Raw genomic sequence first — 13,991 nt, 5'->3', positions numbered from 1 at the left:
GCACGGGTGCCGGGAATGTCGCTGGCGTTGGCTATCCCCCGCTCTCCGGCACGGGATAGGTTTCCGGAGTCAGCACCTTCGCCAGGGCCACCAGATTGCGAGCCGCATTGCGCCCGACCCGGTCGGAGTATTCGTGCCCCTGATCCGTCTCGACATAGTCCGGCCCGGGCCCTGGCCCCAAGTGCCAGTAGGTCCAACTCTGCCCCGGGATGGTGAAGCCCATGTCGATCAGGCTCTGGGAGATGGTCGCCACGATGTTGTGAGCCCCGTCCTCGTTGCCGGTGACGACGATGCCCGCCACCTTGCCGAAGGCCACCGGCCGCCCGCTGTCGTCGGTCTCTGCGAACCAGGCGTCCATCCGCTCCAGCGCCCGCAGCGCCACGCTCGACATCTGACCCAGCCAGGTCGGGGTGGCGAACACCACGATCTGGGCCGCCTTCAGCTTGGCATCCACCGAAGGCCAGTCGTCGCCATCGCCCATGTCGCCTTCGACACCCGGCATGATGTTCAGATCGACCAGCCGGACCATCTCCACCTCCGCCCCGCCCTTCTCCAGTTCGGCGATGACGACGTTTGCGAGCGCCTCGGTGCTCGACGTCTGCGGCGACGGCTTGAGGGTGCAGTTGAGGACGACGGCCTTCATGGGGATGCTCCGAGTTGAAAGGGGCAAACCGTTGGAAAGACGAGACGTTCCTTCTCCTCCCCGTTCGCCGCTTGGCGAATGCGGAGGTGGCGCGGCGCCGCTTGCGCCGTGGCGGAGGGGGCGACGAGGTCTTTCCGGGTTGGATTTTGGAGCCCCCCTTTTCGCCACCATGTCGCCCCCTCCGTCACGGCCCTGAAGAAGGGCCGCGCCACCTCCCCATCGCTGCGCGACAGGGAGGAGAGCCAAGCTCATTTAACCGCCCGGTTGACAACAGCTCACACGCCTCGTACTTAACCCATCAGTTCAACACGAAACCCGCCATGCCCGCCCCCGACCCCCTCTCCGCCAAGTTCGCCGCCCTCGCCGATCCGACCCGTCGGGCCATCCTGGCGCGGCTGTGCGAGGGCGAGGCCAGTGTGGGCGATCTGGCCGAGCCGTTCGACATGAGCTTGCCCGCCGTGTCCAAACATCTGAAGGTGCTTGAAAAGGCAGGTCTGATCAGCCGGGGCAAGGAGGCCCAGTGGCGGCCTGCACGGCTGGAGCCGATGGGCATGAAGGGCATGGCCGAGTGGCTGGAGCACTATCGGCGATACTGGGATGCCAGTTTCGACCGCCTCGATGCGTATCTGAAGAAAATCCAGAAGGGAGACCCCGATGGCCCAAGAAACTGAAATCGATCCCTGCCACGCCACCGGCGCCCACGGCCACGCGCTGGTGCTGGAGCGGATCCTGAACGGCACGCCGGAGCAGATCTGGAAGGCCTGGATGACGCCCGAGATCCTGGCCCAGTGGTTCTGCCCCAAGCCCTGGTGGATCACCGACCCGGTCATCGAGCCCGAGGTCGGCGGCCGCTTCGCCGTCACCATGAACGGCCCGGACGGCGAGGTCATGCCCAACGACGGCGTCTTCCTGCTGGTCGAGCCGAACCGGCGCTGGATCACCACCGACGCCTTCATCAAGGGCTGGCTGCCGGCCGGCATGCCCTTCATGGCCGCAGAGATCGAGCTGACCCCCCTGCCCGACGGCAGGACCCGCTATGTCGCCACCGCCCGCCACTGGTCGGAGGAAACGATGAAGCAGCACGAGGCCATGGGCTTCCACGACGGCTGGGGCACGGTCGCCGACCAGCTGAACGCCCTGCTGCCGACGCTCTGAGATGTCGAAGGTCGCCCCCGCCCTGAGCCCCCTGCCGCCGCTGTTGCCGGGTCGGCTGGAGATGACCCGCACCTTCGACGCGCCCCGGCCCCTCGTCTGGGCCGCCTGGACCCGGCCCGAGATGCGGGTCGGCTGGATGGGTCCGGTCGAATGGCCGATGGTGTCGGGCACGAACGACCTGCGGGTCGGCGGAGAGTGGCGGGCCTGTCTGCGCTCGGTCGAGACGGCTGAGGACCTCTGGCAGGGCGGCCACTATCGCGAGATCGACGAGCCTCGCCGCCTGGTCTTCACCTTCAAATGGGACGAGAGCCACGAGGACGGCCCCCCCGCCGACACCCTGGTCACCGTCGACCTGCACGAGACCGACGACGGCAGGACCCGGATGGACTTCACCCACGAGGGCCTGAAGTCCGAACGCAGCGTCACCGGCCACACCTACGGCTGGACCTCGACCATGGACCGGCTGGACGCCTGGCTGCTCGCCAACCCCGACTGAACCCAAACCCCAACGCGACAGAGAGGAACGCCGTCATGAAACTGGTCACCGCCCTCAGCTTCCAGGGCCAGTGCCGCGAGGCGCTGGAGTTCTACAAGTCCGTCCTCGGCGGCGAGATCCAGGCCTTCGCCTATGCCGAGGCCCCTCCCGGCATGCCGGTCGACAAGAAGTACGATGGCTGGCTGATGCACGGCTGGCTCCAGGTCGGAGACCAGGCGATCATGGGGGCCGACATGCCGCCCGAGTTTGCGCCCAACATCGACAAGCCCAAGAACGGTTTTGACCTCTCCTTCCACACCGAAGACGCCGAGGAGGCCCGCCGCGTGTTCGACGCCCTGTCCGAAGGCGGCACGGTCGGCATGGCGTTCGGCGAGACCTTCTGGTCGCCCGGCTACGGCAGCTTCACCGACAGGTTCGGCATCCCCTGGATGATCAACACCACCGGTCCGATGCCGTCATGAAGGCCACTGCCACCGTCTGGGTCGGTCGTGTCCTGACCGGCCTGTTCGCCGTCTTCATGCTGGGCGCGTCGATCATGCCCAAATTCTTCATGCCCACCGTCGTGGCGCAGAGCATGACGCCGAACGGCTGGTCGGGGGACAAGACCCTACTGCTGGGGATCATCGAGCTGACCTGCCTGGTCCTGTATCTGGTCCCGCGTACGGCGGTGTTCGGGGCCGTCCTGATGACGGCCTATCTGGGCGGCGCGATCGCGACCAACCTGCGTGTCGACAACCCCCTGTTCGGCTTCACCCTGTTCGGGGTTTATCTGGGTCTGTTCATGTGGGGCGGGCTGTGGCTGCGCGATCCGGCCCTGCGCCAGATCTTCCCCGTCCGCCGGAGCTGATCGCCGTGAGAAAGCTCATCGCCGCCGCCTTCGTCAGCCTGGACGGCGTCATGCAGGCGCCGGGCGGGCCAGAGGAAGACCCGTCGGAAAACTTCGCCTTCGGGGGCTGGACCGCCCCCTTCTGGGCCGAGGACACCGACCCCTTCATGGGGGTGTTCGACGACGCGACGGGTCACCCGTTCGACCTGCTGCTGGGTCGCCGGACCTATGACATCTTCGCCGCCTACTGGCCGGTGCATCAGGAAATCCCGATCGGGCCCCTGTTCGACCGGGTCACCAAATATGTCGCCACCTCGGACCCGAAGACGGCGACCTGGATCAACACCGTCGCCCTCACCGGCGACGTCACGGCCGGGATTGCGCGCCTGAAACAGGGCGACGGACCCGACCTGTTGACCCAGGGGTCCAGCGTCCTGCTGCACGCCCTGCTGGCTCACGACCTGATCGACGAACTGCGCCTGATGACCTTCCCGGTGGTCCTCGGCCACGGCAAGCGCTGGTTCGGCCAAGGGTCCGCGCCGGCCGGCTTCACCCTGGACCGGACCCTGACCTTCTCCACCGGCGTGGTTTCCAGCCTATATACGCGGGCCGGCCCTGTCCGGACCGGCACGATCGGCGATGCCTGATCTGGAGCGCTCAGGGGCGGGGCGACTCGGCCCGGAGGGCGACGGTCTCCAGCAGCCCGGCCAGCACCTCGTCGCCGTCCCAGCGCGCCATCTCGGCCAGTTCCTGGGCCATGGAGCCGATGTATTCGCGGACAGGATATTCCGTCCTGGCCGGGGAGCGGGATGCGACGGCGGACGTCTCGACAAGTTCGGCGCGGGCCATGATGAAGGTCCTCGGATCTGACAGCGAATCTCACCCTGCACAACTTTAGGGTAAACGACAACCCGTAGCTGAATTCCGCATTGCACAATCGGCGTGATTGACAGGACGGCTGCGTCTGACCACCTTCGCCGCCTCCCAAACAGACTGCGCCCTAATGAACCTCGTCATCGTCGAGAGCCCGGCCAAGGCCAAGACCATCAATAAATACCTGGGCTCGGACTATGAGGTTCTGGCCTCCTACGGCCATATCCGCGACCTCCCGTCCAAGGATGGGTCCGTTCGTCCGGACGACGATTTCGAGATGGAGTGGGAGGTCGACGCCCGCGCCTCGGCCCGGATGTCCGAGATCGCCGCCGCCGCCAAACGCGCCGACCGCGTCATCCTGGCCACCGACCCCGACCGCGAGGGCGAGGCCATCAGCTGGCACGTGCTCGAGGTCCTGAACAAGAAGAAGGCGCTGAAGGACACCCACGTCGAGCGCGTCACCTTCAACGCCATCACCAAATCCGCCGTGCTCGAGGCCATGGCCGCCCCGCGTCAGCTCGACATGGAACTGGTCGAGGCCTATCTGGCCCGCCGCGCGCTGGATTATCTGGTCGGCTTCACCCTGTCGCCGGTGCTGTGGAGGAAGCTCCCCGGGGCCCGCTCGGCCGGCCGGGTCCAGTCGGTGGCCCTGCGCATCGTAGTCGATCGCGAGCTGGAGATCGAACGCTTCCGGCCCCAGGAATACTGGTCGATCGAGGCCGATCTCGCCGCCGACAGCCCGCCCTTCACCACCCGTCTGGTCAAGCACGAGGGCAAGCGTATCCAGCGCCTGGACATCCCTTCGGAGGCCGTTGCCCACGCCGCCCGCGACGCCATCAAGGCCGGCGACTTCACCATCAGGTCGATCGAGAAGAAGCCGGTCCGCCGCTTCCCCTCGCCCCCCTTCACCACCTCGACCCTGCAACAGGAGGCGTCGCGCAAGCTCGGCTTCGACGCCCAGCGCACCATGCGCGCGGCCCAGAAACTGTACGAGGGCGTCGACGAGACCGGCGGCCTGATCACCTACATGCGGACCGACGGCGTCCAGACCACGCCCGAGGGCATCGCCCAGGCGCGTGAGGTCATCTCCGACACCTTCGGCCCCGCCTTCGTCCCGGCCGAGGCCCGCTACTACAAGACCAAGGCCAAGAACGCCCAGGAAGCCCACGAGGCGATCCGCCCGACCAATATCGCCCGCCGCCCCGACAGTCTGCGTCTCGAATCCGACCTGCAACGCCTGTATGAGCTGATCTGGAAGCGGATGGTCGCGTCCCAGATGGAGGCCGCGCGCCTCGATCGCACCACGGTCGACGTCGAGACCTCCGACGGCCTGACGGGCCTGCGCGCCACCGGCCAGGTCGTCACCTTCGACGGCTTCCTGGCGGTCTATGAGGAAGGCCGCGACGAAAAGCAGAAGGGCGCCGAATCCGAAGAGGACGACGACACCGCCCGCCTGCCCGCCCTCAAGGAGGGCGCCAAGGCAAAGGTCGAGGCCGTCCGCACCGACCAGCATTTCACCGAGCCGCCGCCCCGCTTCTCCGAGGCCACCCTGGTCAAGAAACTGGAAGAGCTCGGCATCGGCCGGCCTTCGACCTATGCCTCGATCCTGACCACCCTGCGCGACCGCGAATACGTCCGCATGGACAAGAACCGCTTCATCCCCGAGGACAACGGCCGCCTGGTCACCGCCTTCCTGGAACAGTTCTTCGGCCAGTGGGTCCAGTACGACTTCACCGCCGCGCTGGAGACCCAGCTGGACGAGGTCTCCGCCGGTGACGCCGACTGGAAGGCCCTGCTGCGCGAGTTCTGGTCCAAGCTGAAGCCCGCAACCGCCGCCGTGCTGGAACGCCAGGGCGTGATCGACGAGCTCGACAGCGCCATCGGCCCCTTCTTGTTCCCGGACAAGGGTGACGGCACCGATCCCCGCCTGTGCCCCCTGTGCAAGTCCGGCCGTCTGCACCTGAAGGCCAGCTTCAAGATGAAGTCGTCCTTCGTCGGCTGTTCCAACTATCCCGAATGTCGCTACACCCGAGGCTTCGGCGCGGGCGCGAATGCGGAAGGGTCAGAGGCCGGCGGCGACCGTGACCTGGGCCTCGACCCCGTCACCGGCCTGCCCGTCGAGCTCAAGATCGGCCGCTTCGGCCCCTATGTTCAGACGGCCGTCGCCGGTGAGGACAAGCCCAAACGGTCCTCCCTGCCCAAGGGCTGGAGCCCCGCGACCCTGTCGCTGGATCAGGCGCTGCGCCTGCTGGCCCTGCCGCGTGAGGTCGGCATTCACCCCGAGGACGGCAAGCCGATCACGGCGGGTCTCGGCCGCTACGGCCCCTTCGTGCTTCATGCCGGCACCTATGCCAATGTCGCCGACATCGACGAGGTGTTCGAGGTCGGGCTGAACCGCGCCGTCACCTTTCTGGCCGACAAGCGGGCGGGCAAGTTCGCCGGTCGCGGCCAGGCTGCCGCCCCGCTCAAGGACCTGGGGGCCCACCCGGAGACCGGCGAGCCCATCCACGTCATGGCTGGCCGCTTTGGCCCCTATGTGAAGTCGGGCAAGGTCAACGCCACCCTGCCCAAGGGCATGGCTCCCGAGGACCTGACGCTCGAGGACGCCCTCCCCCTCATCGCCGCCCGCGCCGCCGCCGCCCCCAAGGCCAAGAAGGCAGCCACGAAGAAGGCGGCCCCGGCCAAGAAGCCTGCGGCAGCGAAGAAGCCCGCAGCCAAGAAGGCCCCGGCGAAGAAGAAGGCGACGGCGTAGACTCGTCTTCCCCCGCATAGCGGGGGGAAGAAGAGCGCCAACTTCGCAACTTCGCGGCTCCAATCCCTTGCTCCACAACGGATTGCCTCGATGTTGAGCCCTTCGACCTGGCGCCGTCCCCGGCTGTGGTAAGCTGGTGGTCCGCCGACGTTCACATCCAGAGAGGTCCCACCCACGGCACCCGAGTTCACAGGATCCGGACTCCTCGGACTCCTCGGACTCTGTTTTTGAGTCCGGACTCAACGGACTCTTCGGACTCTTCGGACTCTGTTTTTTGAGTCAGGACAGTCCGCCGACACCAGCCCCACACGTCCACGAAAGCCCATTCCTTGACCGACCCCTTCGGCGGCTTCGGCCCCGACGCGCTGCTGAACTGCTACGCCGCCGGCGTCTTCCCGATGGGCGAGGCGCGGGACGATCCGCGCATCTTCCTCGTCGAGCCGGAACAACGTGGCGTCATCCCGTTGGATTCATTCCACATTCCATCCCGTCTGCGCCGCACGGTCCGCTCCGAGCCGTTCGTCGTCAGGGTCGACACCGCCTTCGCCGCCGTCCTCGACGCCTGCGCCCAGCCCGCCCCGGGCCGGGAGGACACCTGGATCAACGGCCCGATCCGGCGGATCTATCTGGAACTCCACGCCCGGGGCCGGGCCCACAGCGTCGAGTGCTGGCGGGACGAGCGGCTGGTCGGGGGCCTGTACGGCGTCACCCTGGGTGGTGCCTTCTTCGGCGAGAGCATGTTCAGCCGCGAGCGGGATGCGTCCAAGGTCGCTCTGGTCCATCTGGTCGCCCGCCTGCGACGCGGCGGCTGGACATTGCTGGACGCCCAGTTCCTGACCGACCACCTCAGCCAGTTCGGAGCGGTCGAAACGCCGCAAGCAGCCTATCTGGAACGCCTTGCCTTGGCCCTGGCCTGCACCCCCGAGAAGGGCTCGCTCGGCCTGCCGCTGTCAGGCGCGGACGCCGTGACCTATGCCTTGCAGCCCACCACCCAGGCGTCATAGACCGGGTGCTGAAGGCCGCTGACGGCGGGGGTGGAGGCGAACATCCAGCCCCGGAATATCTGGCGCGGCGCGGCCTGGACGGCCGTGCCCTTGGGCTGGAGGGTGATGTCCATATAGGCCACGGCGTCGTTGACCGACTCGTTCGGTGCCGTGACCTCGCAGGCCCGGGCCGAGAAGATCAGACTGCCGTTGAACCGAACCGGCCGACCGCCGACCACCACCTCGAACCGCATCCGCTCGGCCGTCACCTTGTCGATGGCCTCGACGATGGCGACCCGGCGGCGCTGGCGCGGCAGGGGAACCTCGGGCTCCTCGACCTTCTCGGCGGGCTTGACCTCCGCGTCGGACTTGACCGCGTCCTCTTCCGCGAGGGCGGCCGTCTCGTCCAGCTCGCCCGGCGTCACCATGGGCGCAGGCGGCACGATGGCGATCGGTGAGGCGGGGGCAGGCGTGCCGGCCGGCGCGGCCTCGACCGGCGGGGCGTTCCTCAGAATGTCGCCGATCGGATCGGCCGGACGCGCGTCCTGGGGCGGGCTGTCCTGCAAGCCACCCGCGACCACGCCCCCGACGCCCAGCCCGCACAGGATCAGGGCCGCGGCGCCGACGAGGATCCCCTTGCGCGACATCATTCGGGCTTCCAGGCCTCATAGTCGCCGGTCGCGGCCGGGCGCACACCCTCGGCCGCCAGCGAACCCGGCGGACGCCAGGCCAGGGGCGTCCCGGTCATGTTGGGCCGGTAGTCCAGCTCGAACTTGCGCCGCACCAGCGGCTGCTCGGTCGGCGGTGCCTCATAGGTATAGTGCAGCCAGCCGTACCAGTCGGGGGCCACCTTGGACGCCTCGGCATAGCCGTCATAGACGACCCAGCGGCGCTTGCGCCCGTCGTAGCTGGTGTGGTCCCGGCTCTCGTAATAGCGGTTGCCGAACTCGTCGGACCCCACCAGGACACCACGCTTGGCGATGGTGAACAGGGTCCCGACCGTGGCGCCGTTCCACCAGGTGAAAATCGTCTTGAGCAACTGAGGCGATCCCGAATCCAGGCCGCCGGGGAGGCCGACGACGCATCCTCGATCATAGAAACCACAGGGCCCCGCGTCCAGCACGACCGGTCGCCCATCACGATCAACATCTTGGGGGTAAGCCCGCCGTGACCCGCAACATCTATTGAAGCCCGCCCTTCACCGCCCTAGTCTGGTTCAGGATTTCCGGCACAGACGGTCCCGAATGCGCTTTACCCCCCGTTTCGCCCCGCTCACGGCCGACCTGTCGATCGGCCTGCGTTCGGTCGAGCGCGCGGCGGCGGTCGTCGAGACCCTGGCCCCCGACGGCTGGACCGACGCCCGGGTCGAGGCCTGGCTCGACTGGGCCGACACCCTGCCCACCGACCGTCCCGCCCTCGCCTGCGACATCCGCCCGACCTTGGCTCCAACGGTGCTGGACGGGGCGCTGAGCGACTGGGCCGCCCGCCTGACGGCCTGGGGCCGCGCGGTCGGGGTGGTCGAGGGTTCCGCCGAGGCCCAGGTCTTCGCCGACGACCTGGTGGCCACCGTCCTGCTGGGCCTCGCCGCCCCTGCCGCCACACTCAGGGACGGTGCCCGCGTCCACCCCGTCGCCGGCGACCCGACCCGCCCGACCCCGGACCCGGCCGTCCTGGACCTGTCCGACCCCGCCGACCGCACCGCCCTGACCCGGGCCGTCGAAGCCCGCCGCATCGCCGACCTGGCCCAAGCCTCGGCCGAGGCCGCCACCCGCGCCCTGATCGCCGTCGCCGACGCCGTGGACCGCTGCGAAGGCCCGGCCGCAGACTGCGCCGACCCCGCCCGCAACCCCGCCCTGGCCCGCGCCATGGCCGCCGCTCGCCGCGCCGGAGCCCCCGACGCCGACATCCTGCGCGCCCTCGGCGGTGACCGCCCCGCCCTGCCCGACCCGAAGGCCCGCCTCGCCGTCCGCTGGACCGCCTACGCCGAGCCGTCGGCTCTGATCGGACAAGCCGCCGACGTCGCCGCCTCCGCCGCCCTGTCCGGCGACCTGATCCTCAGCTTCGACGCGGGTGACGCCACCGCCATCGCCGACCGGTCCCTGGCCGCCGCCTGCGCCCTGAACCTGCCCGCCATCGACGCCCTGCCCGGCGACAGCGCAGCGACCCTTGAGGCCCTAACCCGCCTGTGGACCACGGCGCTGGAGATCGAGACCGCCTGCGGCTTCTCCGCCGACGGTCCCGCCGCCCGCCGCCGCCACGCCGTCCGACCCATCGTGATCGGCCTGAGCGGCAGCGTCGATGCCGCCGTCGCATCCGGCGACCACGGGTTCCAGAGCCTGGCCGCCACGGCCGGTCTCGTCGCCGCAACATCCGCCCTCGCCTCAAGCGAGATCGCGGCCCGGCTCGGCCCCTGCGACGGCTGGGACGCCTCGGCCCCTGCCGCTCTCGACGCCCTCGCCCGCCGCCAGGACCAACTGGCCCGCCTCGACGATCCCCTTGCCGCCCGCGCCGCCGACCTGTGCGCAGAGGCCCGGACGGCGATGCAGAAGACCGGCCGCCACCACGCCACGATCGGCCTCCTGCTGGACGACCCCGAACTGGACCTTCGCCTCGGTGCCTCAGCCTTCTCCCATGTCGAGACCTTCCAGACCGCGGACGGCCAGATCGGTCGCCGCCTGCACGCCTGCCTGGCCCAGGGCCTCGATGTCGAGACCAGGGTCGAGGCCGAGCGCTGGCTGCTCGGCCGCCGCACCCTGGAGGGGGCCCCCGGCCTCAATCCCGAACGGCTGCGCAGCCTCGGCTTCACAGATGCCGAGCTTGAGGCCGTCGAGATCGCCCTGGCCCAGGTCGATCGCCTCGACGACGCCTTTGGACCCCATGTGCTCGACCCCGGCTTCGTCCGCGACGTCCTGGGCATCGAGAGCGACGGCGGACTGCTCGCCCAACTCGGCCTGTCGCCTGCCGAGATCGCCGAGGCCACTGCCGACATTCTGGGTCACGCCGACCTGTCGGACTGGCCGGGAGCCCCCACCGCCCTCGCCAGTTTGCTTGCCGAACCGCCCGCCACGATCGCCCATCAGGCCCGCGCCGCCATCGAGCCCTTCAGCGACGTCCCCGACACCTCAGCCGACGTCCAGCCCTGGACCCTGACGTCGTCCGAGGCCGTCGCACTCCTGGCCCAGGCCGCCGCCGAGGGCCGCCGCGCCATCCGCCTGCGACCCGACCCGGCCCCTTCAGGTCCCCTGTTCACCCTGCCCGAGGTCGAGCCGGCACCGCGCCGCCCGAGCCTGGAGACCCAGGAGCCCGAGGTCCGCGCCGTCGAGAAGATCGTCGAACGGATCGTCGAGCGCGACCGCTCCCGCCGCAAACTGCCCGACCGCCGCAAGGGCTATATCCAGAAGGCCGCCGTCGGGGGCCACAAGGTCTATATCCACACTGGCGAGTACGACGACGGCGAGCTGGGCGAGATCTTCATCGACATGCACAAGGAAGGCGCCGCCTTCCGCAGCCTGATGAACAATTTCGCCATCGCCGTGTCGCTGGGCCTCCAACACGGCGTGCCGCTGGACGAGTTCGTGGACGCCTTCGTCTTCACCCGGTTCGAGCCCGCCGGCCGCGTCACCGGCAACGACTCCATCGGCTCGGCGACCTCGATCCTGGACTATATCTTCCGCGAACTGGGGGTGTCCTATCTGGGCCGTCAGGAGCTGGCCAATGCCGACGCCGAGCCGCTGGACGCCGACGGCCTGGGCTCCGGCAAGGCCGACGAACTGGTGCCCGCCGCCCGGTTCATGTCCAAGGGGTTCGCCCGCGGCGCCGCGCCCGACAACCTCGTCGTCCTGCCCTTCGGCCGGGCCCGGGAGGTCGATACGAAGACCGCTTCAGCCGCCAATGCCGACGCCTGCCCCGCCTGCGGTGACTTCACCCTGCAACAGCGCGGCGCGGTGCGCGTCTGCGACGCCTGCGGGGCCTCGGCCTCGATGCAGGGCTGAGGCTCAGCGCCCGGTCGACCGGTCCCAAGCGGCCGTGACGGTCAGCCGGTAGAGGTAGCGATAGCCCGCGATGTCACGCCGCCCGGCCTCCACGTCCGCTCCGCCTTGACGCGACTTCTCGATCAGGGCCCGCCCCGCCTCCCGCAACACCGGAAGCGCCGCGCCCGACTGCCGGTCCGCCGCCAGGGCCGAGCCCAGATTGGCCAGGGCCCCGATCCGCGCCAGATGATCGCGCGGCAGGCTGGCGTCGGCGATGGCGACCGCCTGTCGAAAGCGCGGCAGGGCCTCCGCCCGGCGGTCCAGCTCCCCATAGGTCAGGGCCAGCAGGAACAGGGGCTGCATCAACCCGGGATGGTTCGGCCCCAGACGGGCCGTCGCGCGGCGGATCGCCTCGGCCAGCAGGGGCTCGGCCCCCTCGGGCCGTCCCTGCAACAGCATGACGTCGGCGACCGCGACGGTGGCCACCAATGTCTCCGGGTGATCGGGGCCCAGCCGCTCGGTCAGCAGGGCCAAGGCCTCCACGGCCGGAGCCTCGGCCTCGCCGCTGCGGTTCAGGCTCAGCAGGATGTCCGACAGCGCCCCCAGCGCCGCCGCCCGTTCGACCGGGTCGGTGCCGGGTCCGAACGCCAGCAGGGACCGACGCTGCATCGCCTCGGCGGCCTCGAACCGCCCCTGGGCCGCCACCGCCCCGGCCAGCAGGGCCAGCGACTGGCCGGTCAACGGATCAGACGGCCCCAGCGCGGTCTCACGCAGGGCCACGGCCCGACGCAGCGCGACCTCAGCCTCGGCCCCGCGATCCAGCATCATCAGGTTGGCACCCAGATTGTTGAGCGTGGTCGCGATCTCGGTCGGGTCCGCCCCCTCCGCCTCGCGCGCCGCCAGCACCCGGCGGTACTCTGCGTCCGCCTCCAGATAGCGCCCCAGCCGCTTCAGAACGATCGCGCGGTTGTTCACGGCCACCAGAGCCTGATCCCCCGCCGGACCCTCGACGGCCGTGTGGATCGCGATGGCCTGTTCCAGCAGCGGCAGGGCCTCGTCATAGCGCCCCTGATCCATCAGGGTCATGGCCAGGTCGTTGTCGATCCGGCCGATGATCGGATGCCCCGGCTCATCCGTCGCCAGCATCAGCCGCAGGGCCTCGCGATAGATCGTCTCCGCCTCCGCCGACCGACCCTGATCCCGCACCGCCCCGGCCCAGAGCCAGGTCAGGGACCCTGCGTCGGGCGAGGTGTCGCCCCACAGGCGTCGTGCGTCCTGGGCCGCCTGTCGCAACAGGGGTTCGGCCTCGGCGGGTCGGCCCTGGGCGACCAGTCCCTGTCCTTGGCGGACCGCCGTCTGGATGGCCTGGGGGTCCTGGGCGCAGACGCTCGCGGGCACCGCCGCCCACAACGCAGCCGCCGCCAGTCCAGCGATCATGCCCCCCGTCCTCATGGGCCCAACCTAGCACGGGCGACCACCGGCCGAGGCGCCGGTTCCTGACGATGGCACCCCGCCCCCTTTTCGGCCCCCCGCCGCCCTGTCACGATCCGGCAACTGGAGAGACCATCATGCTCAGGATCATCGCCGCCGCCGCCGTTCTGCTCGCCCCGGGCATCGCCCTGGCCCAGGAGCCCGTCAACGATGCGGGCGAGGCCGCCGGTCTCGCCGTCCACAACGTCTGCCTGACCATGTTCGACGGCCAGCCGTCCGATGCCGCCCGTCTCGGGACCCTGGCCCAGGCACAAAACCTGACCGCATCCGGCACCGGCTGGCGCGTCCCCTCCGGCGGCGGATCGACCGTGACCATCGACTGGATGGCCGAGAACAACGTCTGCCAGGTCACGGTGACCGGCCCCGCCGGTTCGGGCCTGGACCTCCTGCCGGCCATGGCCGGCATCGGCTGGACCGCTGTCCAGAGCAACGTCCAGTCCAGCCCCGACATGGCCGTCGACGTCTGGACCGGCCAGCCCCAGGGCGTCTCATCGCCCCTCTATGTCGTCGCCAACAAATGGACCTCGAGCGAGGAACCCGACGGCGGCAAGCGCCTCGTCATCGTCGTGGTCCGGGCGGAGTAGGCGGCGGCGCACTGGCCAAACGCCGATCATCGGTGTATGTCGCGCCCTCCGAAGACGAGACCACCATGTTCTGTAAGCCCGCCACCCCGTACCTGCCCATGAGCTTCGACCGCCAGTTGGTCGAGGGCAATGGCGCGTGCGCGGAGGGTGTCTAGGGAACGAACGGTCGATCAGACTTCGGTATTCCAGCAACCCCTCCCGCCGACCGGCCGGAGGG

The 13,991-nt window shown here is 69.5% G+C and carries 15 protein-coding genes; 10 read left to right on the top strand and 5 right to left on the bottom strand.

The genetic code is table 11. From position 1 onward, the window contains the following. Window positions 1–31 precede the first annotated feature (31 nt). The gene (locus tag O5K39_RS09580) at window positions 32–643 is read right to left on the bottom strand and encodes a flavodoxin family protein (protein ID WP_271147041.1); all 612 of its coding nucleotides are present in this window, start codon (window positions 641–643) and stop codon (window positions 32–34) included. Between the two features lie 320 nt (window positions 644–963). Between O5K39_RS09580 and O5K39_RS09575 the strand changes: the two genes are divergently transcribed. From O5K39_RS09575 to O5K39_RS09550, 6 genes are read left to right on the top strand one after another with little or no spacing between them, the layout of a single operon-like run. Continuing rightward, entirely contained in the window at window positions 964–1,314 is a 351-nt protein-coding gene (locus tag O5K39_RS09575; protein ID WP_271147040.1) for a metalloregulator ArsR/SmtB family transcription factor, read from the top strand. After that, on the top strand, window positions 1,298–1,798 hold the full coding sequence (locus O5K39_RS09570; protein ID WP_271147039.1) for an SRPBCC family protein: 501 nt from the start codon (window positions 1,298–1,300) through the stop codon (window positions 1,796–1,798). Before O5K39_RS09575 ends, O5K39_RS09570 begins: the two co-directional genes overlap by 17 nt. A gap of 1 nt (window position 1,799) precedes the next feature. Beyond that, window positions 1,800–2,294 (top strand): SRPBCC domain-containing protein, encoded by a 495-nt coding sequence (locus tag O5K39_RS09565; RefSeq protein WP_271147038.1) that lies wholly within the window; start codon window positions 1,800–1,802, stop codon window positions 2,292–2,294. Window positions 2,295–2,329: 35 nt separating this feature from the next. Continuing rightward, on the top strand, window positions 2,330–2,755 hold the full coding sequence (locus tag O5K39_RS09560) for a VOC family protein (protein WP_271147037.1): 426 nt from the start codon (window positions 2,330–2,332) through the stop codon (window positions 2,753–2,755). Beyond that, entirely contained in the window at window positions 2,752–3,141 is a 390-nt protein-coding gene (locus O5K39_RS09555) for a DoxX family protein (RefSeq protein WP_271147036.1), read from the top strand. Before O5K39_RS09560 ends, O5K39_RS09555 begins: the two co-directional genes overlap by 4 nt. Before the next feature lie 5 nt (window positions 3,142–3,146). Then, a complete protein-coding gene (locus tag O5K39_RS09550; protein ID WP_271147035.1) occupies window positions 3,147–3,767 on the top strand; it encodes a dihydrofolate reductase family protein in 621 nt (206 codons plus the stop codon). Between the two features lie 10 nt (window positions 3,768–3,777). On the opposite strand, the gene O5K39_RS09545 is transcribed toward O5K39_RS09550, so the two are convergent. After that, window positions 3,778–3,969: a hypothetical protein gene (locus O5K39_RS09545; protein ID WP_271147034.1), complete on the bottom strand. Its 192-nt coding sequence runs from the start codon at window positions 3,967–3,969 to the stop codon at window positions 3,778–3,780. Between the two features lie 154 nt (window positions 3,970–4,123). Between O5K39_RS09545 and topA the strand changes: the two genes are divergently transcribed. Next, window positions 4,124–6,745, top strand: a complete 2,622-nt coding sequence (gene topA / locus O5K39_RS09540) for a type I DNA topoisomerase (protein WP_271147033.1) — start codon at window positions 4,124–4,126, stop codon at window positions 6,743–6,745. A gap of 329 nt (window positions 6,746–7,074) precedes the next feature. Continuing rightward, window positions 7,075–7,749, top strand: coding sequence for a leucyl/phenylalanyl-tRNA--protein transferase (gene aat / locus O5K39_RS09535; protein WP_271147032.1), 675 nt, complete (start codon window positions 7,075–7,077; stop codon window positions 7,747–7,749). Here the strand turns inward: aat and O5K39_RS09530 are convergent. Beyond that, a complete protein-coding gene (locus O5K39_RS09530; RefSeq protein WP_271147031.1) occupies window positions 7,716–8,378 on the bottom strand; it encodes a DUF2155 domain-containing protein in 663 nt (220 codons plus the stop codon). The two genes, aat and O5K39_RS09530, sit on opposite strands and share 34 nt — an antisense overlap. Beyond that, complete coding sequence (locus O5K39_RS09525; protein ID WP_271147030.1) at window positions 8,375–8,767, bottom strand: NADH:ubiquinone oxidoreductase subunit NDUFA12; 393 nt, start codon at window positions 8,765–8,767, stop codon at window positions 8,375–8,377. The genes O5K39_RS09530 and O5K39_RS09525 overlap by 4 nt, the downstream gene beginning before the upstream one ends. Before the next feature lie 205 nt (window positions 8,768–8,972). On the opposite strand from O5K39_RS09525, the gene O5K39_RS09520 reads away from it, so the two are divergent. Beyond that, a complete protein-coding gene (locus O5K39_RS09520) occupies window positions 8,973–11,720 on the top strand; it encodes a TSCPD domain-containing protein (protein WP_271147029.1) in 2,748 nt (915 codons plus the stop codon). 3 nt (window positions 11,721–11,723) lie between these two features. Here the strand turns inward: O5K39_RS09520 and O5K39_RS09515 are convergent, their stop codons facing one another. Beyond that, the gene (locus tag O5K39_RS09515; RefSeq protein WP_271147028.1) at window positions 11,724–13,136 is read right to left on the bottom strand and encodes a tetratricopeptide repeat protein; all 1,413 of its coding nucleotides are present in this window, start codon (window positions 13,134–13,136) and stop codon (window positions 11,724–11,726) included. 131 nt (window positions 13,137–13,267) lie between these two features. Between O5K39_RS09515 and O5K39_RS09510 the strand changes: the two genes are divergently transcribed. Beyond that, window positions 13,268–13,774 carry a hypothetical protein gene (locus O5K39_RS09510; RefSeq protein ID WP_271147027.1) on the top strand — a complete coding sequence of 169 codons (507 nt, stop codon included), beginning with the start codon at window positions 13,268–13,270 and terminating at the stop codon, window positions 13,772–13,774. The last annotated feature ends 217 nt before the right edge of the window (window positions 13,775–13,991 follow it).

Origin of the sequence: Brevundimonas sp. NIBR10 (assembly GCF_027912515.1) — a bacterium.
Taxonomy (GTDB): domain Bacteria; phylum Pseudomonadota; class Alphaproteobacteria; order Caulobacterales; family Caulobacteraceae; genus Brevundimonas.
The sequence above is the reverse complement of the archived record's forward strand: the minus strand, read 5'-3'. Positions and strand labels throughout refer to the sequence as shown.